Origin of the sequence: Hoyosella subflava DQS3-9A1 (assembly GCF_000214175.1) — a bacterium.
Taxonomy (GTDB): domain Bacteria; phylum Actinomycetota; class Actinomycetes; order Mycobacteriales; family Mycobacteriaceae; genus Hoyosella; species Hoyosella subflava.
Window position 1 is genome coordinate 4,500,059 of sequence record NC_015564.1, and the last position, 20,967, is coordinate 4,521,025.

At 62.2% G+C, this 20,967-nt stretch carries 22 protein-coding genes; 10 read left to right on the forward strand and 12 right to left on the reverse strand.

The window, feature by feature from the left end; genetic code table 11:
* Positions 1-6: 6 nt before the first annotated feature.
* The 4 genes from mftD to mftA are packed head-to-tail and all read right to left on the reverse strand — an operon-like array spanning position 7 to position 2,846.
* Positions 7-1,203, reverse strand: a complete 1,197-nt coding sequence (gene mftD, locus AS9A_RS20890; RefSeq protein ID WP_013809150.1) for a pre-mycofactocin synthase MftD — start codon at positions 1,201-1,203, stop codon at positions 7-9.
* The gene (mftC, locus tag AS9A_RS20895) at positions 1,203-2,438 is read right to left on the reverse strand and encodes a mycofactocin radical SAM maturase (RefSeq protein ID WP_013809151.1); all 1,236 of its coding nucleotides are present in this window, start codon (positions 2,436-2,438) and stop codon (positions 1,203-1,205) included. Before mftC ends, mftD begins: the two co-directional genes overlap by 1 nt.
* A complete protein-coding gene (gene mftB, locus AS9A_RS20900; RefSeq protein WP_013809152.1) occupies positions 2,435-2,737 on the reverse strand; it encodes a mycofactocin biosynthesis chaperone MftB in 303 nt (100 codons plus the stop codon). Before mftB ends, mftC begins: the two co-directional genes overlap by 4 nt.
* A gap of 1 nt (position 2,738) precedes the next feature.
* Positions 2,739-2,846 (reverse strand): mycofactocin precursor MftA, encoded by a 108-nt coding sequence (mftA, locus tag AS9A_RS23465; RefSeq protein ID WP_083826626.1) that lies wholly within the window; start codon positions 2,844-2,846, stop codon positions 2,739-2,741.
* A 134-nt stretch (positions 2,847-2,980) separates the two neighbouring features.
* Here mftA and mftR point away from each other — a divergent pair, with 134 nt between their 5' ends.
* The 4 genes from mftR to AS9A_RS23755 all read left to right on the forward strand — a co-directional run bounded on the left by mftR (position 2,981) and on the right by AS9A_RS23755 (position 7,175).
* The gene (gene mftR, locus AS9A_RS20905; RefSeq protein ID WP_013809154.1) at positions 2,981-3,601 is read left to right on the forward strand and encodes a mycofactocin system transcriptional regulator; all 621 of its coding nucleotides are present in this window, start codon (positions 2,981-2,983) and stop codon (positions 3,599-3,601) included.
* 113 nt (positions 3,602-3,714) lie between these two features.
* A complete protein-coding gene (locus AS9A_RS20910) occupies positions 3,715-5,337 on the forward strand; it encodes an AMP-binding protein (protein ID WP_041452331.1) in 1,623 nt (540 codons plus the stop codon).
* A gap of 180 nt (positions 5,338-5,517) precedes the next feature.
* A complete protein-coding gene (locus AS9A_RS20915) occupies positions 5,518-7,065 on the forward strand; it encodes a sodium-dependent transporter (protein ID WP_041451263.1) in 1,548 nt (515 codons plus the stop codon).
* On the forward strand, positions 7,062-7,175 hold the full coding sequence (locus AS9A_RS23755; RefSeq protein ID WP_013809157.1) for a methionine/alanine import family NSS transporter small subunit: 114 nt from the start codon (positions 7,062-7,064) through the stop codon (positions 7,173-7,175). The genes AS9A_RS20915 and AS9A_RS23755 overlap by 4 nt, the downstream gene beginning before the upstream one ends.
* Before the next feature lie 64 nt (positions 7,176-7,239).
* Here the strand turns inward: AS9A_RS23755 and AS9A_RS20920 are convergent, their stop codons facing one another.
* Positions 7,240-7,998 carry an IclR family transcriptional regulator gene (locus tag AS9A_RS20920; protein WP_013809158.1) on the reverse strand — a complete coding sequence of 253 codons (759 nt, stop codon included), beginning with the start codon at positions 7,996-7,998 and terminating at the stop codon, positions 7,240-7,242.
* Between the two features lie 142 nt (positions 7,999-8,140).
* On the opposite strand from AS9A_RS20920, the gene AS9A_RS20925 reads away from it, so the two are divergent.
* From AS9A_RS20925 to ptsP, 4 genes are read left to right on the forward strand one after another with little or no spacing between them, the layout of a single operon-like run.
* Positions 8,141-8,902 carry an MIP/aquaporin family protein gene (locus tag AS9A_RS20925; RefSeq protein WP_013809159.1) on the forward strand — a complete coding sequence of 254 codons (762 nt, stop codon included), beginning with the start codon at positions 8,141-8,143 and terminating at the stop codon, positions 8,900-8,902.
* Between the two features lie 12 nt (positions 8,903-8,914).
* Positions 8,915-9,916, forward strand: a complete 1,002-nt coding sequence (dhaK, locus tag AS9A_RS20930) for a dihydroxyacetone kinase subunit DhaK (protein ID WP_013809160.1) — start codon at positions 8,915-8,917, stop codon at positions 9,914-9,916.
* A gap of 8 nt (positions 9,917-9,924) precedes the next feature.
* Positions 9,925-10,548 (forward strand): dihydroxyacetone kinase subunit DhaL, encoded by a 624-nt coding sequence (gene dhaL / locus AS9A_RS20935; RefSeq protein WP_041452332.1) that lies wholly within the window; start codon positions 9,925-9,927, stop codon positions 10,546-10,548.
* Between the two features lie 5 nt (positions 10,549-10,553).
* Positions 10,554-13,007 carry a phosphoenolpyruvate--protein phosphotransferase gene (ptsP, locus tag AS9A_RS20940; RefSeq protein ID WP_013809162.1) on the forward strand — a complete coding sequence of 818 codons (2,454 nt, stop codon included), beginning with the start codon at positions 10,554-10,556 and terminating at the stop codon, positions 13,005-13,007.
* A gap of 20 nt (positions 13,008-13,027) precedes the next feature.
* Here the strand turns inward: ptsP and AS9A_RS20945 are convergent, their stop codons facing one another.
* Positions 13,028-14,203 (reverse strand): hypothetical protein, encoded by a 1,176-nt coding sequence (locus AS9A_RS20945; protein ID WP_013809163.1) that lies wholly within the window; start codon positions 14,201-14,203, stop codon positions 13,028-13,030.
* A 269-nt stretch (positions 14,204-14,472) separates the two neighbouring features.
* Between AS9A_RS20945 and AS9A_RS20950 the strand changes: the two genes are divergently transcribed.
* The gene (locus AS9A_RS20950; RefSeq protein ID WP_049793811.1) at positions 14,473-15,336 is read left to right on the forward strand and encodes an SDR family oxidoreductase; all 864 of its coding nucleotides are present in this window, start codon (positions 14,473-14,475) and stop codon (positions 15,334-15,336) included.
* 12 nt (positions 15,337-15,348) lie between these two features.
* Here AS9A_RS20950 and AS9A_RS20955 read toward each other — a convergent pair whose 3' ends face one another.
* From AS9A_RS20955 to AS9A_RS20965, 3 genes are read right to left on the reverse strand one after another with little or no spacing between them, the layout of a single operon-like run.
* Positions 15,349-16,506, reverse strand: a complete 1,158-nt coding sequence (locus AS9A_RS20955; RefSeq protein ID WP_013809165.1) for an adenylate/guanylate cyclase domain-containing protein — start codon at positions 16,504-16,506, stop codon at positions 15,349-15,351.
* A 22-nt stretch (positions 16,507-16,528) separates the two neighbouring features.
* A complete protein-coding gene (locus AS9A_RS20960) occupies positions 16,529-17,779 on the reverse strand; it encodes an MFS transporter (RefSeq protein ID WP_013809166.1) in 1,251 nt (416 codons plus the stop codon).
* A complete protein-coding gene (locus AS9A_RS20965; protein WP_013809167.1) occupies positions 17,766-18,248 on the reverse strand; it encodes a MarR family winged helix-turn-helix transcriptional regulator in 483 nt (160 codons plus the stop codon). The genes AS9A_RS20960 and AS9A_RS20965 overlap by 14 nt, the downstream gene beginning before the upstream one ends.
* A 248-nt stretch (positions 18,249-18,496) precedes the next feature.
* On the opposite strand from AS9A_RS20965, the gene AS9A_RS20970 reads away from it, so the two are divergent.
* Positions 18,497-18,790, forward strand: a complete 294-nt coding sequence (locus AS9A_RS20970) for a DUF2218 domain-containing protein (RefSeq protein ID WP_013809168.1) — start codon at positions 18,497-18,499, stop codon at positions 18,788-18,790.
* Here the strand turns inward: AS9A_RS20970 and AS9A_RS20975 are convergent.
* The 3 genes from AS9A_RS20975 to AS9A_RS20985 form a co-directional block, all read right to left on the reverse strand.
* Positions 18,770-19,783 (reverse strand): cation diffusion facilitator family transporter, encoded by a 1,014-nt coding sequence (locus tag AS9A_RS20975; protein WP_013809169.1) that lies wholly within the window; start codon positions 19,781-19,783, stop codon positions 18,770-18,772. The two genes, AS9A_RS20970 and AS9A_RS20975, sit on opposite strands and share 21 nt — an antisense overlap.
* Complete coding sequence (locus AS9A_RS20980; RefSeq protein ID WP_041451265.1) at positions 19,780-20,175, reverse strand: ArsR/SmtB family transcription factor; 396 nt, start codon at positions 20,173-20,175, stop codon at positions 19,780-19,782. Before AS9A_RS20980 ends, AS9A_RS20975 begins: the two co-directional genes overlap by 4 nt.
* Positions 20,176-20,345: 170 nt before the next feature.
* The gene (locus tag AS9A_RS20985; protein WP_013809171.1) at positions 20,346-20,966 is read right to left on the reverse strand and encodes an MBL fold metallo-hydrolase; all 621 of its coding nucleotides are present in this window, start codon (positions 20,964-20,966) and stop codon (positions 20,346-20,348) included.
* Position 20,967 lies beyond the last annotated feature (1 nt).

Sequence of the window (20,967 nt, forward strand, 5' to 3'; positions counted from 1 at the left end):
TCCACCTCACTTATGACGGGCGGGCACTCCGAGTTCACGGGTAAAGCCCGGCGGGATGACAACATCGTCGGGACTCAGGTCGTGAATGGTCGAGTGACCGAGCCCGAGAAGCGCCGAATCCATTCCGCCCCTGATGACGTCGAGTACATTCTCGACACCAGCCTGACCGTTCGCGGCAAGACCCCAAAGATACGCGCGCCCGATCATCACCGCACGAGCGCCCAGCGCTAAAGCTTTGACAACGTCGCTACCGCGCCGGATGCCGCCGTCCAGCAGCACCTCAACGTCATCACCGACCGCGTTCACAATGGAGGGGAGCATCCGGATCGGCGCTGGGGTCGTATCGAGGTTGTTGCCGCCGTGGTTAGAAACGGAGATCGCGCTGACCCCAATTTCTGCTGCCCGCAACGCGTCGTCGACGCGCGAAATCCCTTTGAGCATGAACGGGCCGTCCCACTGCTGGCGCATCCACGCGATGTCGTCCCACGTGGGCGGCGGTGTCTGCATCCACTGTCCGTACGCGCCGAAGAACGTTGGCGCAGGCGTTTCGTTCTGGGGATCGTCGAGGTTCGGCGCGGTGAGATCGGGGATGCTGCCCGACTTCGCGAACTCGAACAGCCAGCTCGGGCGCGTGATGACTTCTGGGGCGAGCTTGAGCATCGCCTTGAGGTTCATCGTCTCAGGGATAGTCGGGCTGCCCCAGTCCCGGCCCATTGAGAATGACCAGTCGAGCGTGACGATGATGCCCTTCGCGCCCCCACTCTTTGCGCGCTCCATCCGCCGCACCGTGTAGTCACGGTCGCCCATCCAATACATCTGGAAGAACGTCTGCGGGTTCGCCTCGACCACGTCGTCAAGTGTGCGCGAGGCGAACGACGACAGTCCTATCGCGGTGCCGCGAGCAGCGGCGGCACGCGCGACGGCAACTTCACCTTCGGGGTGCACGGCTTGAACACCGGTGGGTGAGATGAGAACTGGAAACGAGATGTCCTGCCCCATGACGGTGGTGGACATCTCGCGCTTCGCTGACAGTCCGGCCACGTGCGGCGCGAAGCCAAGTTCGGAGAAAGCGGTCAGGTTGTCGACATAGCTCACCCCCTTTTCCGAGCCAGCGATAAGCGCCTTGTACACGGATTTCGGGAGACGTTTTTTCGCCCGCTGCTGCGCGATCGCGACAGTTTCGAACCAGGAATTTCGCGCCATCATGAGCCTTTCGAATGGGGATCGAACCCGGCGAGCGGGTTCTCCGCGCACGCACGGACCGGCGGGGCAGGTTTACCCAGTGTGAGAAGCACCGGTTCCGTTTTCCTCTTAGGCGGCCGGGGCTTTGCGCTGTGGGAGTGGTCCTGGCTCGCTTTAGGAATAGCGCCGCGTGACTCTAGTGCAGCCTCGCCGTAGCCCTGGACACATTCAGGGTCCGGACCGTCAAGAGGAAGGCCGGTGAAGAACTTTGCGGCCATGCATCCGCCGCGGCACTTGTCGAACGCGTGGCATGAGGTGCACGCGCCGGACGTTTGCGGCGACCGCAAGTCGCGGAACAACTCAGACGTCTGCCAGACGCTGGCGAAGCCTCCGTCCGCGAGGATATTGCCCGCGAGGAACTGGTCGTGGATCGCGAATGGGCACGCGTACACGTCGCCGATCGGGTCAATGAGGCACACCACGCGTCCCGCACCGCATAGGTTCAGTCCAGGCAAAGTCTCACCGAACCCGGCGAGGTGAAAGAACGAATCGCCGGTCAGCACGTTATCACCGGCTCTGAGCAGCCACTCGTAGAGCTCCCGCTGCTGGACTGCGGTCGGGTGCAGTTCGTCCCACACATCCGCGCCGCGTCCGGAGGGGCGTAGCCGTGTGAGCCGCAGCGTCGCACCAAAGCTGTCGGCGATCGCCTTGAACTCGTCGAGCTGTCCGACGTTCTGCCGGGTCACGACGACGGAAATCTTTGCGTCCCTGAACCCCGCGTCGTTGAGGTTCTGGAGTGCCCGGATGGCCATATCGAACGAGCCGGGGCCGCGAACGTGGTCGTTGACATCCGCCGTAGCGCCATCAAGGGAAATCTGTACGTCCACGTAGTCTGTCGATGCGAGGAAGCGCGCCTTGTCCGGCGTGATCCGGACGCCGTTCGTCGAGAACTTCACGCCGACGTTATGACTGACGGCGTATTCGAGCAGGTGCCAGAAATCGGAACGAACGGTCGGTTCGCCGCCGCCGATGTTGACGTAGAAAACCTGCATCCGCTGAAGTTCGTCGATCACCGCTTCGCATTGCTCGGTCGTGAGTTCGCGTGGATCACGGCGGCCGGAGGAGGAGAGGCAGTGCACGCACGCGAGGTTGCATGCATACGTCAGTTCCCAGGTCAGGCAGATGGGGGCGTCGAGCCCGTATTCGAACTGCTCGACGAGCGATCCGCCGGCCGGGCGCTGTTCAACGGTCGTCATGGTGTGGCTCCTGAGGCTAGCTGGGGGCGGATCATGTCCGCGGCGGCAAGTCCGCGCAGAGCTTTGAGGTACGCCGGCCATTGCTGGGCCGGGACATCGGCGGCACTCAGCGCACCCCGGACCGAATCGCTCTCGGCGAGCCCGCGCACCAGTTCGACGAGTTCGGGGCGCTTCAGGAACGTCAGCCGCCGATTGCCGAAGTGATACGCGAGCGCACCGAAGGGCTCAGGACGAAGCGCTACCGACGGGGATAACGCCCAGCCCTCACTCAGAAACGCTTCGTCACTGAAGACGGACATGTCAGTACACGCCGCACATGCCGTCGATGGACACGTCCTCGACAAGGTCCTCGCTGGCGAGCACGTCGGAACCTGTTTCCGTGACTGAATTCTCGGGTGCACTCGACATGAGCTACTCCTCATACTGTTCGGGTTTGTGATGACAGACACATTAATGGCACTCAGGGCCATAAATCAAGTGTGGCCGTATCGGCCGGGCATTAAATGCCTACGTCGCCGAGATGGTGGGGTAGTTTGCTTCTCGTGACTCGACCGCAGCAGGGACGCCAGGGCCGTCCCTCGGCGACGAGTCACGCATGGATCGAGCGCGTCGCGTTTGACCTGTTCGAGAGCAAGGGTTTCGAGGCAACCACAGTCGACGATATTGCGCGCGCTGCCGGAATTGGCAGACGCACATTCTTCCGGTACTTCGATTCCAAGAACGACATCCCCTGGGGGCAGTTCGACGCGAGCCTCGTGTCCTTCCGGGAAACATTGCGCACGATGCCCAGCACACTGCCCGTTCATGTTGCCGTTCACCAAGGCGTGCTGGCCTTCAACACCTACCCTCCCGAAGCAGTACCCCAGCATCGGCAACGCATGGCGTTGATTCTTAAAACTCCTGCACTCCAAGCGCATTCGGTGCTGCGATATGCGGAATGGCGAGCGGTTATCGCCGACTTCGTCGCCGCGCGGATGAGTCTTCCCGCGAGCGATCTTCTCCCGCGCACAATTGGGCACGTCAGCCTTGCTCTCGCCGTCACCGCGTACGAACACTGGCTTGAGAATCCGTCCGAGGACCTGCTGGTCGTTCTTGACAACGCGATGACCGGGTTGCAGGAGTATCTGACCGCCCCGAGTGGTCCGAACGTTTCTTCAAGCTGAACGCCACAAATATCCCGGCGTTGTGCTTCACAAACATTCCAGTTAACCTTGATTCACTGAGTTACGTGGATCACACTGGAAGCATCCACGACGGCAACTACCCCGGAGCGGTGATGATCAGCTACACATCTGGCATTTCCGATACACCTTTGATCGGCGACACAATCGGCGACACATTCGATAGGACGGTGGCAGCCTTCGGCGATCGCGAGGCGCTCGTCGACCGGCCAAGCGGCCGACGATGGACGTACGCCGCGCTCGCAGACGAGGTGAATACAGTTGCGGCTGGCCTGATTGCACTGGGCGTCAGGAAGGAAGACCGCGTCGGCATTTGGGCTCCCAACTGCGCGGAGTGGGTGTTTACCCAGCTTGCTACAGCCAAGATTGGTGCCATCCTGGTCAACATCAACCCGGCGTACCGAACGCAAGAACTCGAATACGTCCTGAACCAAGCCGGCATCAAAGTCCTTGTCGCGGCAGCAGCCTTCAAAACCTCCGATTATCAGGCAATGGTCGCCGAGGTTCGCCCGAAAACTACCCGGCTCGAACACGCGATCTTCCTTGGCTCATCCGAGTGGCATAGCATTTTCACGTCCGGCGCCGACTCTCTCCGTGCGGATGCGGACATAGTGAGGAAAGCCCAGGCGAAGCTCAGCGCTGACGATGCCATCAACATTCAGTACACGTCTGGCACCACCGGATTCCCGAAGGGCGCCACCCTCAGCCATCACAACATTCTCAACAACGGCTTCTTTGTCGGGGAACTGCTCAGCTACACAGAAGAAGACCGCGTGTGCATTCCGGTGCCCTTCTATCATTGCTTCGGCATGGTGATGGGCAACCTCGCATGTGTCAGTCATGGTTCAACGATGGTGATCCCTGCGCCGTCGTTCGAGCCCCAAGCGACGCTGCAGGCCGTGTCCGAAGAACGCTGCACGTCTCTCTACGGCGTACCCACGATGTTCATCGCTGAACTGAACGAACCTGACTTCGATGGCTACGACTTCTCGAATCTGCGCACCGGCGTCATGGCTGGGTCACCGTGCCCCGTCGAGATCATGAAGCAGGTAATCGAGCGGATGGGCATGGCGGAAGTATCCATCTGTTATGGCATGACCGAGACATCACCGGTTTCCACACAGACCCGCAAGAATGACTCGATCGAGCACCGCGTCTCAACGGTGGGTCAGGTCGGCCCGCATCTCGAGATCAAGATTGTTGATCCCGCCACCGGCCAGACAGTGCCCCGGGGCACGCCAGGAGAGTTCTGCACGCGCGGGTACTCGGTGATGCTCGGATACTGGGATCAGCCCGACAAAACTGCCGAAGCGATCGACGCGGCTCGGTGGATGCACACCGGCGACATCGCAGTGATGGATGACGAGGGGTACGTCAGCATCACTGGACGCATCAAAGACATGGTCATTCGCGGCGGCGAGAACGTGTATCCGCGTGAAATCGAAGAGTTCCTGTACACGCACCCCGACGTCCTCGACGCCCAGGTAATCGGCGTCCCGGACGAGAAGTACGGCGAGGAGCTCATGGCGTGGGTGCAGTTACGGGAAGACGCTGAGCCACTCACAGCCGAGGCCCTGCGTGAGTTCTGTACCGGCAAACTCGCGCACTACAAAATTCCGCGCTACGTCCACATCGTCGATGAGTTCCCGATGACGATCACCGGGAAGATCCGCAAGGTCGAGATGCGGGAAATCGCCAAGCAACTGATCTCAGGGTAGCTGGCAATGGAGGCTCTCGGCGTAACCACGCGTTGCAGAGCTAACTGAGTTGCGCTCGGAGGGCCACCAGCCTGATGGGCGAATGGAGAGTCCAACCGACAACCAAGCAGGCCCGCCATCCGCGTTACATGCGGTTGTTCGAAGCGGGCTGCACAAGGAGTGGTCGTGCCACAAACAGGCATGCAGCAAACACGAACAGCGGAACAACCCGACCGTGAGGCCTGGAGCTGCCGCTCAGTCTTCATTCTGGCGGCGATCGGCTCGGCCGTCGGTCTGGGAAATATCTGGCGGTTCCCCTACGTCGCTTACGAAAACGGCGCTGGCGCATTCATCATCCCTTACCTTTTTGCGCTGCTCACCGCTGGGATTCCGCTGCTATTTCTCGACTACGCGATCGGGCATAAGTTCCGCGCTTCCGCACCCCTCGCCTTCCGGCGCCTCCATAAACGCGCTGAATTCATCGGCTGGTGGCAAGTCGGCATCTGCTTCGTCATCGCGGCCTACTACGCGGTGATCGTCGCGTGGGCAGTGCGATACACCTTCTTCTCGATTACCAGAGCATGGGGAGACGACCCTGAAGGATTCCTCTTCACGGATTTCCTTCGTCAGCAAGAAGGAGCCGCGGTCGGCACTTCCCTGGTGCCTGGTGTGGCATTCCCCTTGATCCTCATCTGGCTGGCCGTCTTGATCGCACTCGGTCTGGGAATCCAGCGGGGAATAGGCCGAGCGAACAAGATCTTCGTTCCGCTGCTCATCGTCACATTCATCGTGCTGGTTGTCCGCTCGCTATTCCTGCCGGGCTCGATCGCGGGGCTTAATGCCTTCTTCACTCCAGACTGGAATGTTCTCCGTGAACCGACGGTGTGGATTGCCGCATACGGCCATATCTTCTTTTCGGTGTCCGTCGCGTTCGGCATCATGGTGACTTACTCGTCGTACCTCAAGCGGAAAACCAACCTCACTGGGTCGGGACTCGTAGTGGGATTCGCGAACAGTGGCTTCGAAATTCTCGCTGGTGTCGGCGTATTCGCCGCCCTTGGTTACATGGCCACGCTGGCGTCCGTTCCGGTCGACGAGGTGGTTTCAGGCGGAATCGGATTGGCGTTCATCGCCTTTCCGCAGATCATCTCCGCGATGCCCGGCGGCGCCCTCTTCGGTGTTCTGTTCTTCGGGTGTCTCGTGTTCGCGGGCTACACGTCTCTGATCAGCCTCGTGCAGGTAGTCGTCGCTGCCGTACAGGAAAAGCTCGGCATTTCGCGAGTCGCGGCTGTAGTCGCGGTAGGCACACCGATGGCGCTCGTCTCGCTGGCGTTCTTTCCGACGACGACGGGGGTGAACGTTCTCGACGTGGTCGACAAGTTCACCAACAACCTCGGGATCGTGGGTGTTGCACTGGTTTCAGTCGTCACGCTGAGCTGGCTACTGCGGCGGCTCCCCGAACTTCAGGCTCATCTGAACTCAGTCTCTACATTCCAGCTCGGCTCACCCTGGATCATCTTCGTGAGCGTGCTCACTCCTGCCGTAATCGGCACGATGCTGGTCACGGAACTGCACACGCTGCTCCGTGACGGCTACAGCGGCCTGCCTGGTGGGTTCGTGGGAACGTTCGGCTGGGCGCTGCAGGCTGCGCTCATCATCCTTGCCATCATCGCCGCGACACTGCCATGGCGCGCACAGCAAACTGTGTTCCTGTCGGCGGCGCCTTCTCGGAATGAGGTCAGACAATGAACATATCCGCGGTCATCATGATGATCTTGTCATTCGGAATCACCCTCGGCGGCTTGGCGGCGGCGCTCCGCCACCTTCAGCTCCACCCCGACGAGGCTGATAACGAGTAGGTTCGGCGCCGCGAGCATGTGTAGCGATAGGGGGAGCCCCATCAGCATTCGCTCGCGGCGTCACTCAAATGCCTGGGTGCGGCCATTGGGTCGCACCCAATTCGCGCGAAATCGTCCGCGCTGCGGACCGCACGGCCTCCACGACTGAGTCGCCAACCGGCCATTCCGTCGTGGGCACCACGACTCCGATTGCACCGACCAACTGGTGCGAGTCAAACACGGCGCCGGCGAGCCCCGATTCACCGAGCACCGCTTCATCGCACTCCTCCGCGATCCCTGTCCGGCGCACCTGCGCGAGCACGCCCTGCAGTTCCTCGCGGCTGGTTATCGTCTCGCCCGTCATTCCCCGTAGAGCCTGCCCCTGAGTCTCGACGGCCGGCAAGAACGCGAGCAGAGCTTTGCCAAGGGCGCTCGCATGAGCTGGAATCACAATGCCGACCTCAGGCATATAGCGTCCGCCGTCTGGCCGCGGCTGATGGTAGATGATCACGACGTCGCCCAGTGCTTCTCCCGGCAGCAGCACACCTACCCGCACAGCGAAACCCGTACGTCGGCCCAGTTCCTCTGCCCAGGTGATGGCCCGTGACCGCAGGTCGAGGGTGTCGAGATAGACGTTGCCGAGCCGCAGCGTCGCAGGCCCCAGCTGGTACCGCCCCGTCGGCCGATCCTGCACGACAAGTCCGTGGGAGACGAGAGTGCGCACGATGCCGTGCACGGTGGGCGGACGCAGCTCGAGGTGCGCAGACAGTTCTGAAAGGCTCATGCGGCGAGCTCCCTGAAGCGCCGTCAGGATGCGGATCGCGCGGTCGACCGACTGAATCACGTGAGTCCTCGGTTCTCGCTCACAACGAATTTCGAAAGCTATTGCGAACAGCCTAACCGGCAGCGTAGTGTGACGTACATCATTCGATAATGTCGAATGTCATTCGGCAGAAGCTCTCAATGGCTGGCATCGGAGACCACCAATGGACGATCACATTCCTCCAAGCACTCCCCAGAAACTCGCAGCCGAAGCGCTGGGCACGGGGTTTCTCGTATTCATCGGCGTTGGCGCCGTCCCTGCGACGCTCATCATCAACGGCGACAGCCCGTTCACCATGGCTGACCTGGGCATCATCTCGCTCGCCTTCGGCACAATCGTCGTCGCGACCGTCTACGCGTTCGGCCATATTTCGGGCAACCACATCAACCCCGCGGTCACGCTCGCGCTAGCCGTCACTCGGCAATTCCCATGGCGTCGCGTCCCCGAATACCTCGCCGCCCAAGTAGTCGGTGCGACACTCGGCGCGCTCGCCATCGTCGGCGTCCTCGGCCAGCAAGCAAACGACGTGGGGCTAGGCGTCGCCTCCTACGGCGGAGGCGTCAACGCCGGACAAGCATTTACCGGGGAGTTCATAGGGACATTTATCCTCGTCCTGACAGTCCTGCTTGTGATTCATCGTGCAGCGACGCCCGGCTTCGCCGGAATTGCCATCGGCCTTGTCGTTTTCGCCGTAATCATTCCCCTCGCACCAGCCACAGGTGCATCCATCAACCCCGCCCGCACACTCGGACCCATGATTATCCACCAGCTTTACGGCGGCGACGTAGCGTGGAGTCAGGCACCGGTGTACCTCGCTGCCGAACTTTCCGCTGGAGCCGCCGCAGCGCTGGTCTATCTGGCGCTGACGACCGCGCGAAGAGTTCCCCAGCCCATGGCCACCACGACTGTTAAAGCACCTGCATAGCAAGGAAACCTCATGAAGAAACTCATCAACGAGCCCGCCGGTGTCGTCACCGAAGCACTCGCAGGAATGGGCGCCGCACATCCCGAGCTCCGCATCGACCTCGAGAACCGAATCGTCTACCGCGCAGACGCTCCCGTGAAAGGAAAAGTCGGCCTGATCTCCGGCGGCGGCTCCGGGCATGAGCCGATGCACAGCGGATTCGTCGGACTGGGAATGCTCGATGCCGCGTGTGCTGGCGAGGTCTTCACCTCACCAGTCCCGGACCAGATGCTTGAAGCAACAAAGTCCGTCGACTCCGGTGCGGGCGTGCTGCACATCGTGAAGAACTACACCGGTGACATCATGAACTTCGAAATGGCTGCCGAACTAGCAGCCGCAGAGACCGGCACCGAGGTCATCCAAGTCGTCACCAACGACGACGTTGCTGTCAAGGACAGCCTCTACACCGCTGGACGGCGAGGGGTCGGCGTGACCGTTCTCGTGGAGAAACTGGCCGGGGCCGCAGCAGAACAAGGCCGCCCGTTGAAAGAGGTCGCTGACGTCGCCCAGCTCGTCAATGACAACGGCCGCAGCATGGGTATCGCCTTGACCCCGTGCACCGTCCCCGCGGCAGGCAAACCAACGTTTACACTCGCCGAAGACGAAATGGAAGTTGGCGTCGGGATTCACGGCGAGCCAGGCCGGGCAACTGTGAAGCTTGCACCGGCGCGCGAGATCGCCGAAATGCTCATGGAGCCAATCCTTTCCGATCTTCCATTTAAAACGGGCGACAACGTCATCGCGTTCATCAACGGTATGGGTGGCACCCCGCTGCTGGAGCTGTACCTCATGTTCGGTGAAGTCGCTCGCATCCTGAAGGGGCATGGCATAGAAATCGCGCGGTCTCTCACGGGTTCCTACATGACGTCTCTCGAAATGGCCGGGTGCTCCGTCACGCTCCTCAAAGCGAACGACGACATCATGACGCTGTGGGATGCACCAGTGAACACGCCAGCACTGCGCTGGGGGGTCTGAAAATGACGATTACTGTTACCCAACTCAGCTCGTGGCTTCGCATCTACGCGGAACTCATCAACGAACACACCGAGGAACTCACCCAGTTGGACTCGGCGATCGGCGACGCTGACCATGGCACAAACATGCAACGCGGTACCGCGGCCGTCCTCGCCGCCATCGACGCCAACCCGGCCGACGACGCCGCCGCACTGTTCAAAACCGCGGGAATGGCGCTCGTCAGCAAAGTAGGCGGCGCAAGCGGTCCGCTGTACGGCACGTTCTTCATTCGAGCAGCGGCGTCCGCGGGCGCGGTCACGGAACTCAGCTCCCACGATTTCGCGAAGCTCCTGCACGCGGGACTGGAAGGCGTTGTCGCGCGGGGCAAACCTGAGCCTGGAGACAAAACCATGTTCGATGCGCTGGCTCCAGCAGTAGAAGCGGTCGACGACGCCCTTGACGACGGCGCCTCTCTCAGCGACGCACTCGCCGCAGCCGTCACCGCTGCCAACGCTGGCCGCGACGCCACAATCCCAATGCTCGCACGCAAAGGACGCGCGTCCTACCTCGGAGAGCGCAGCGTTGGGCATCAAGACCCTGGCGCGACCAGCGCAGCACTACTGATCACCGCCGCAGCAAGAGCTTTCGGGTGATCGCGATGGTAGGACTAGTCGTCGTCTCTCACAGCCGTCAACTCGCCGATGCCGCCGTCGCGCTCGCGTCGGAAATGGTGCACGGGCGCAGCTTACGCATCGCGGTGGCAGCGGGCCTCGACGAACGCACACTCGGAACCGATGCGATCGAAGTGCAAGCCGCGATCGAGAAAGTCGCTGGTGATGAGGGCGTACTCGTCCTGATGGACCTTGGTTCCGCGGTGCTGTCCGCCGAACTCGCGCTCGACCTGCTTGACCCTGACATCGCCGCGAATGTGCGCTTGTGCTCCGCACCGATCGTCGAAGGCCTCGTCGCCGCGACCGTTGCTGCCGCTGGGGGTGCCTCACTCGCCGAGGTCGAGGCAGAGGCGGTCGGCGGCCTCGCCGGCAAGCAAGCGCACCTCGGGCCCGCAGAGCCTGCCCCGGTCGCCGAAGTGGAGACGAACGATGGACTGACAGCGACATTCGTCGTAGAGAACGCGCACGGGCTGCACGCCCGGCCCGCTGCCCGGCTAGCCGCTGAAGTACGTGGACGTGACGCGAGGGTTCATCTGCGCAACGTCACAACTGGGTCAGCGCCAGTACCCGCGTCGAGCCTCACCCGCCTGGCGACACTCGGTGCACTCGCCGGGCACAAGCTAGAAATTTCCGCCACCGGCAGACAGGCCAAAGAAACGATCGATCACGTGCTTTCGCTGGCCGCACGCCACTTCGATGAGACCGTGCCGACAGAGAAGCCACCCACAATCACGCGGCAGGCAACTCAGCTAGGACCACGACCAGCGTCGCCAGGCATCGGCATCGGACCTGCCTGGTTCGCCTCCTCCGGTGAAATCGACGTCTCCGGCATCGATTCGACCGCTGCTGATCCGGCAGCGGAGTGGCGGCGGATCCGCAGCGCGACAGCTGATACACGGCACAGCATCTCCCACACGCGCGCCACCACAGCACGCCAAGTCGGCGAAACCGAGGCAGCCGTTTTCGACGCACATTTGATGCTCCTCGATGACACCGAACTCCTCGACGCCGTACACGCGCAGATCGACGCTGGCGCGTCGGCTCCCCGCGCCTGGGCCGACGTCCTCGACGGTGCAGCAGCGGATTTCGAGCGGCTCGATGACGAGTACCTGCGTGCCCGCGCCGCCGACGTGCGGGCCGTACGCAATCAGGTCCTTAGTGCACTACTCGGCATTTCCGGTGACTTCACACCACAGGACGGTGTCCTGATTGCCGCCGACCTGACACCGGCGCAGGCGGCACTGCTCGACCGCACCATCGTAAACGCCATTGTGCTCGCGCACGGCAGCCCGACGTCGCACGCCGCTATTCTTGCGCGTTCACTCGGTATTCCCGCAGTCGTCGGCGCGGGTCCAGATGTGCTCGCGGTAGTGCCGGGCACCATGGTGGCCGTCGACGGCGACACCGGTACGTTGCACGTCGACCCAGCCGACTCACTGTTGGCCGGCCTTCGCGATCGTGCAGCCAGAGATCAGCAACAGTTCACAGAAGCACTCGCTCGTGCCGTGGACCCCGCCGTCACCCAAGACGGTGTCACCGTGCACGTCGCCGCGAATCTGGGCAGCCTTGCCGACGCTAAAGCTGCCGTGGCGAACGGGGCTGACCTCGCGGGTCTCATCCGTACCGAGTTCCTGTTCCTCGGCCGGGACACGGCGCCGACGGAAGCCGAACAGTTCCAGACGTACCAGCGCATAGCTGCGGCGCTCGATGGCCGTAGAGCAACCTTCCGGACCCTCGATATCGGTGGCGACAAACCCCTGCCTTACGTTTCACAGCCACACGAAGAGAACCCGTTCCTCGGCGTGCGTGGCCTCCGACTAGCGCTTGCCCAGCCGGAGCTTTTCGCTCCGCAACTGACGGCATTGCGTCGCGTGGCCGCGCAGTATCCCGTTAGCGTCATGTTCCCGATGGTGAGCACCGTCGACGAACTCGCCGCAGCGAAACACTTGCTACAGGAAGCGTCAGCGGAGCCGATGCGCGCCGACACCGAGGTCGGAATGATGATCGAGGTGCCTTCTGCCGCACTGAAAGCTGGATCGTTTGCGCCCCACGTCGATTTCTTCAGCATCGGCACGAACGACCTGACGCAGTACGCGCTCGCCGCCGAGCGCGGCAACGAGCGCCTGGGCGCCCTTTCGGACCCGCTCGACCCTGGCGTGCTGCGCCTCATTGCGGAGGTGTGCGCGGCCGCGCACGGCCAGGCGCGTGTCGCGGTCTGCGGTGAAATCGCCAGCGACCCGGTAGCTGCGCCGCTACTGCTCGGTCTCGGGGTCGACGAACTGAGCGTCGCACCCTATTCGATCCCCGCCGTGAAGCAAGCTGTGCGTGGCCTCAGCGTGGAAGAGTGCCGTGAACTCGCACAGCAGGCACTGCGACTGGCCCGGGCAGAGGACGTGCGCGCTCTCGTCCCCCTTCCAGATCCATCTGCGGGTGTCAACTAAACGCCTGGTATGGGCCGCGTTTAGTTGACCTGTGCAGATGGATCGCGCGGGGAAGGGACGGGCCGGGGCAGGCCATAGGATTCGAGGCACACCACGTAGTACAGGGTCCAGAGCACCATCCAGTTCATCCAGCCCAGGGCGTTACCGTGCAAGGCTCCCGCGACAGCGGGTTCGTGCAGAACCGTCCCAGCGAACAGGAAGTAATAGGCAAGGAAAGTCCCGACACCGAGAGCCAGTGTCACCCCGATTCGAACCGCATAATTCACCGCGGGACTCAATCCATCCGGGCGATTGCCACATGCGTTAGCCCAGAAGATCATCCAGAACACCCAGCAGACGCCGATCTGTGCCGCGAAAGCAGTGATGCCCGGACCGATGGCCGCCGCCGCGTCGCTACCGATGACCACCTTCCCGACGCTCAGGAACAGATAGTAGAGCGCCGTACCCAGGGCGAGGTTTCCCGCGATCGATACGGCGGCCACCCGGCCCGGAGAACCTGCGAGCCGCCACGGCCAGTTGTCAGTGATCAGCCCCGTCAGTACGACCGACACGATGACTGAGTAAAACCAGCCGATCAGTGTGTCGGTACTGAACCATGCCGTCGCAGGATCAGCCCACACTGCCAGGCCAGGCAGGCCGAGGATGGCATACACCAGCAGTGTCGGCACCATCAGTAAGCCGATCTGCCCCAGGCCTGTCCAGGGCTGCGGTGATGCTGCGCGTGCGAACGGCCAATGCTGCCAGTTCACGACGCCGGTGACGAAGAAAAAGAAGCCGAAAAGTACGAACAGCGCGCCCGTAAGGTAGCCCGCACCGTCAGCGCGATCGGCCGCGAAACTGGGATCAATTCTCCCCCAGCCGTATGCGAGCAGGTACGTGATGCCCGCACCGATAGCGAGGGATACCGCTATTACGGCTAAACCGCGGGCGGGCTGGCGCAGCCGGTCAAAGCCTACGAACTCCAGATTGAAGCCAATCCAGACAACAGCGAGAACCGTCCAGAACAGCAGGGCAAGGAATGGCTGCGGGTACAGGCCCAGGCCGCTCCATGCCGGGTCGATGAGGAGATACCAGAACAGAAGGGACAGTGCGGTAACGATCACCAGGTTCGCAGCGCCGAAGGCGTACCACGGTATCGGCCGTCTCGGTGCGGGCGGTGTGGTGGTGACGTGGGCGGATACTGACACTTGGGACATACGAATACCTCGATCGCGAAGTGAGAGATACAGGACGTCAGAAGTGGCCAGAACGGGCGCTCCCTGTGGTCGCCCGGCCCTGTCGGTGTGACGCCTGAGTGTGATCTGGGTCTCGTGGACCACACCTAGTGGTACACGTTCAGCGGATCGGGCAGTAAGCGTTGCACAGGGTTGCACAGCGCTCTGCACCGACCGAATCCAGCAGCGCATGTCATCGCAAACGCGCTTTTCGCGGCCGTTTATGTTGACATACACAGATGGATCTCGGAATGCCCACGGTGCTCAAGAAGGCCACAGCAACATTTCTTCTCAGCCCACCCGCAACGATGCGCGGTCTGGCAGCCACCGTGCTCCCGGGGAGGTCGACTCCGCTGCGGGGGAAAAACGTGCTGATCACCGGCGCGTCCTCGGGCGTCGGGGCTGCAACAGCCGAATTGCTTGCTGACCACAGCGCGAACGTGCTTCTCGTCGCGCGAAACACTGACCGACTGGAGGCGGCCGCAGAAACGATCCGGAGCAGAGGCGGCCCGTGCGAGACCTTCTCGTGCGACGTTACGGATGCAGCCGCCGTCGCCACCCTCGTCGATGACGTAATCGCACGGTTCGGCACGGTCGATGTGCTGGTCAACAACGCGGGCCGGTCAATCCGCCGGAGCGCGGAAGATTCTGTATCACGCTTTCACGATTACGAGCGCACCATGGCGCTCAACTACTTCGGCGCGGCCCGGCTCACGCTTGCGCTACTCCCGTCAATGCTGAAGGCAGGTGAGGGCCACATCATCAACGTCGCGACGTGGGGTGTGCATGCTGGATCAATGCCGATGTTCACGGCGTATCACGCGTCGAAGGCAGCAATCACCGCGTTCGGTCGCAGCCTAGCGGCCGAATCCAGAGGTTCTGGGGTCCACGTGACGACAGTCCAGTTCCCGCTGATCCGGACACCGATGATCGCACCCACCAAGCAGTACGAGTCAATGCCCGCGCTGACCCCGCAGCAGGCAGCGAACTGGATCCTCACCGCCGCCATGACCCGTCCGGTCGAGATTCATCCCCGTTACGCTGCGATGCTCCGGCACATCAGCACCTTCGCCCCAACTCTCGCTGACGCCATGATTCAACGCGCAGGAATCTAGCGGCGTGGGCGCTCACCGTGGCACGACAGCGTCGCCCGACCGCACCCACACAGCGAACATTTCGGTATCCGTGTCGACACCCTTGAAGGCGAAGGCACCTAGCGGCTCGATCGTGAAACCGTCGGCATTGAGGCGTTCAACAACCTCCTTGGTGACCGCGACCTGTCCAGCAGTCGCGACTGACAAAGCTCGGCTCGCCAAATTGATGGGATGCCCGTACCAGTCACCTGATCTCGGAACCGCCTTGCCGAACGTCACCGATGCACGCAGCGGCGGCAAGCCTCGCGTCTGAGCCTGATCAACGAGCCTGACGGCGACCGCCACAATCGCATCCACATCGGGCGACATCAACATCACCGCGTCCCCGATGGTCTTGAAGACGCGCACGGGCGGATCAACCAACTCCGTCGCGAGCGCGGACAACTCGTCAGCAACTCCACCGAGAACCTCGGCCGGTAGTTGGCCGCCGAGCTTTGTGAAACCCACAAGATCGGCGAAACAGAAGGCAACGTCCTGCGTTCCGCCGATGCGCATGTTCTGCTTGTTGGCCGTACTCACTGCCTCCGAGCGGATTCGCTGCGCCAATGTCGTACCCAGAATATGCCCGAGTACCTGCGCCTCCACCTCAGCGAATCGACGGACTTCAAGCGCATAGCGGAGGATGACGTCAGTGTCCCCCTCTGCGCGCGACAAACCGTCCGCGACGAGCTCAGCTAACCCGTCAATGAAGCTGGCAAGGTTCCGTCCCCACACTCGAGCGAGCGCGTGGAGCTGCTCGAATTCGAATCCAAGCGCAAGGTAATCAGCCAATTGCTGCGCGACCATGACGTCGTCTGTGTTGTAGACGGGCGCATCGTCACCGGGGACGCCGCGCCCAAGCGCCCTGAACCAGGATCGCAGCAGTGCCTCGTCGACCGCTGCTTTCTCGGCAAGGTCGGCGAGTGTCAGTGTCCCCGGTGGTTCGAGCGCATGCTCGAGGATCAGCATGGGTAATCGTCCGTCAGCCGTAGCTGACTTGAGTTCATCGACGCTGACACCTTCGCAGATCAGCGCATCGAGAGCCACCACGCGCAGCGCACGGGCTTTGTCGTTCAGCCCATCGAGCAGACCGGCACCGGCGAAGAAGTCTTCGCCGGTGTGATCGCTGTGCGGATCATCACCGTGGGGCACATTAATTGATGCTAGTAGGTCACTACTGCTCGGGTACTTCATTCGCCGTGGTCCGGCGAAGAGAACGGGGCCGGCACAGCACGAGTGCCAGCGCGGGCGCAACTGCCATTGCCGCCAGCGCGAACCGCGCGGTCGTCAAATCAGCGATCAGGCCGGTAAGCAGCGATCCCACTGGCCGGGGCCCTGTGAAAGCCACGAGCCACAGGGCCATAATTCGCCCGCGCAGTTCAACAGGAATCCGCAGCTGTATACCAGTTCCTATCGCCGTCACTGCGAGGCTGAATCCAATTCCGATCACGCCAAATCCAGCGAGAACAATCGGGGTGGTTGCGGTTGCCGCCGCAAAGACCGCGCCACACACCATTACGGCGAGCCCCGTCGCGACAAAGACCTCCGTGACTATCCGACGCGCGAAGATCGCAAGAAGGCCGACACCGGCGAGCGCTCCGATTCCGAACGACATGGTGAGCGCACCGACGAGTTCGGGTCCGCCGCCGAGTTCTGCAGCGAGGGCTGGGGCGAGCGTAATCGTAGGCTCTGATGCGAATCCGACGGCAGCGATCGCGATGAGGAGAAAGAGCAACGGACGGTCTGTCCACACGTGCCGGAGCCCAGCTCGCACGCTGTAGTCGACGTCTTCGCTCGGCGCCGCTTTTCGCGGGATCTTTACTAGCATGACCGCAGCGATGCAAAGAAGATGGCCTAGGGCGGCACACGCGAATCCGGCGACAGACCCGGAAACGGTGACGATGAATGCGCCCAGCGCCGGGCCTGCGAGCCTTGCTGCCGTCATCGGAGCGGTATTCAGCGTCATCGCGGCCGGAAGTTCTTCCCTCGTGACAAGCGCTGGTGTCGCAGCCTGCATGGCGGGGCCGCCGATCACGAACCCGATCCCAACGATAAGGGAGCAGAGGAGGATGCCCCACGCCGCGGCCCAGCCGACCGGTGTACCAATGGCGTAGAAGAGAGCTGCTCCGCCTGCGCCCGTCGCGCACACCACACGGCCGAGAAGAATTTGACGCTTCACATCACCGTGGTCAGCCCACTTCCCGCTCAGCGGGGTGAACAGTTGCGGCCCGAACTGCACAGCGGTGACGAGGCCAACCGCGAGTGCCGAGCCGGTGGCGCTATAGATGGCGATCGCGGCGACCACACCGTGGACCCACACTGCTGCGGTGGAGAAGAAGCGCCCCCACGTGAATAGGCCGAAGTTCCGGTCGACGAGAAGGCGAGCCACGGACCGTGGCGGCGCAGCGATTTCAGCGTGCGCCATACGTCGCCTCTATCTGGTCATAACCGTCGGCTAATCGGCTGAGCAGAGCACTCAAGGTGCGGCGCTCATCGTCAGACCACGCGTCCGTGATCTCGGCCAGCAATGCGGCACGGTTCTCGGTGGCCTTGTTCAGCGCTGTGACGCCTTTCGCTGTCAGACGCAGCCGGGTGCGCCGCTGATCGTCAGGGCACGAAGTCTTGGTCAGAAGTCCTCGAGCTATCACGGCGTTCACCGCTCGGCTTGCTGTCGACTGCTCGACTTCTAGTTCGGACGCCACGACTCCAATGGACGGACTTTCGCCTCGCGCTTCGTGACGTTCAACTGAGCGCAGAACCCGCAGGTCCCCAACCCCGGGGATCTCCGGGACGCCTTCGAGCACGCGGCTGCGAAAACCAGGCCGGCGCAACGCGCGGAAGAGGCGGAGCACCTGCTCGTCGAGGAACGTCAAGTCGACTGTCGTCGTGGCCATATTTATATGCATAGCACATGCATATAACTTGGGAGAAGACTAGAACTAGCTCAGAACCCGGGGAACGGCGTGACTCCTGCCACACCGGAGTCGCTCTGAATCGTTCCCTACTCGCAGGTTTCGGCCTGGCTAATTTTTGGGCCTGCGTTTTGTGACCCAGCTGATACCTGTTTCGAGAAATTCACCGGTACCTTTCATTTCCAACACTCTCCGTTCAAAGTCGAGCACAGAGAAAGCCAGAGAAGGAAATGCCTGAATCGGTTGCCTACGTCGCCACAGACCGCGCTGAGCGCTACCTGAAGCAGCTCGCCAGCCACTTCGGGCACAAAGTCCCCGTCGTCCGCGAAGGGCCGCACGCGGAATTCAGTTTCGACATGGGCTACGGTGTGGCCGACGCCAGCCGGGGCTACTTGGTTCTCACCGCCCAAGCGCGCTCAGCCAATGACCTCGTGAGCGTCCAAGACATCCTCGCTCGCCACCTCGCCGAATTTGGTGAACGCGACGGTTTGACGGTCTCCTGGTCACCCGCCATCGCGGCCTGATCGTCCACTGGATCCGCGGACGCGTCCGTGCGCCGGGTAAGCATGTACGACTGCGGCACTCACACGGGGCAGCGCCTCTTTAATCCGGCGTTCGGCGCGGTGCGCGATCTCGTGGGCCTCCGCAAGTGTGCACTCGGGGGCAATATCCACTTCGGTTTCCGCGTGCATTTCGTGCCCGATCCAGCGGATACGAAGGGAGCGCACCTCTGAAGTATCGGGCGCAGCACGCAGCGCATCCAGGGCGGTGTCGTAGATCGAGGGGTCGATACCGTCCAGGAGCCGGCGCAACACTTCCCGCCCTGATGCGAAGAGAATTGCGACGATCGCGGCCGTGATCAGGAGTCCAACAATAGGATCAGCGAGGTCGTAACCTAACGCTGCACCGGCCGCACCGGCGACGACCGCCAGCGACGTGAACCCATCCGTGCGCGCGTGATAACCGTCGGCAACCAGCGCTGCGGACCCAATCCTACGGCCCACGCGAATCCGGTACATGGCGACCAGTTCATTCCCTATAAAGCCAATAACACCGGCGGCGGCGACCCACGGGATGTGTGAAATTGCCACTGGATTTATCAACCGGCGAATTGACTCAAATCCCGCGATCAGCGCGGACAGCGCAATCATCGCCACAATGAAAAGTCCGGCCAGGTCCTCGGCGCGGCCGTAGCCGTAGTTGAACTTCCGGGTGGCTGCCCGCCTGCCCAGCACAAATGCGATCCAAAGCGGCACCGCTGTCATCGCGTCAGCGAAGTTGTGGACCGTGTCGGCGAAAAGTGCGACAGAACCTGAGATGACAACGATGACTAACTGGAGCAGCGCGGTAGCGCCGAGAGCAACGAGACTGATTTTGACTGCGCGTATGCCGATCTGGCTGGACGTCAGAGCGTCATCAACCCGGTCCGCATGATCATGGCTATGCGGCACGAAAAACTCGCGCACCGCGTTCCGTACTCCGCCATGCCCGTGCCCGTGGCCGTGCTCCGCGGTCATGCCTCCTCCACGCGCTCACTTGGATGAAGGAGGCGAATTTCGCTCTCGGCACGATGGTGCGGTGGCACACCGGGACCTGCATGCTCGGCGTTGAAGACAGCGTCGGTGACGAGCTGCCGCACGTGCTCGTTTTCGATCCGGTAGAAAACCTGCGTCCCGTCACGCCGCGTGCGAACGAGCCGCGCCATGCGGAGTTTCGCGAGATGCTGCGACACTGACGGTCCTGGCTTGCCTACTACAGCCGCAATTTCGTTGACGGACAGTTCCCGATCTACCAGCGCCCACAGGATCGTGATGCGGGTGGGATCGGCGAGCATACGGAAGATCTCGACGACGAGGTTCACCTCGTCATCCTGCAGGCGTCGGCGGCATGCCTTCCTATCTGCATTCATACGCAGATAGTAATCACAACTGCCGTAGCTCATCAACCAGGTGGCGACAAGCCTCGCTTAAACCTTCGACTTCGCCGTTCACATGTCAGCGGCACTGCTCCCCCAGCTGACCGAGAACCTACAGCCAGGCCGACGCTGTCGACGTCGTCCTGCGCGCTACGCCACGGCGACTAGTCGTCAGCTGCCGCTCGGATCCATTCTTCGAGGTGAGGGGATTCCTTCCCGATCGTCGTACCGTCCCCGTGCCCGGTGTTGACGACAGTCTCAGGCGGGAGAGCGAACAACCGGTCCCGAATCGAGCCGATGATTGTCGGAAAGTCGGAGTACGACCGTCCTGTCGCGCCAGGCCCGCCAGAGAACAACGTGTCACCGGTGAAAAGCTGACCGACTTCGGGCACGTACAGGCAGGTCGATCCTGGTGAATGGCCCGGGGTGTGGATCGCTTGGATCTCGGTGCCAGCGATGTCGATTCGCTGCCCATCCTCAAGTGACCGATACGCAATGCCAGGGTGCGTCATCTCCCATAGGACATCATCTTCGGGATTCATGAGAATCGGCGCATCGAGCCGCTCCGCCAGTTCCGGCGCAACGGTGACATGATCGTTGTGACCGTGTGTGCAGACAATGGCTTTGACCCTGCGGTTGCCTACAGCTTCGATAATGGGTTCCGCGGAGTGCGCGGCATCAATGATGACCACTTCGGAGTCATCACCGACCAGCCAAATGTTGTTGTCGACGTCCCACGTCCCACCGTCGAGGCTGAACGTCCCTGAGGTGACGACCCTATCCATT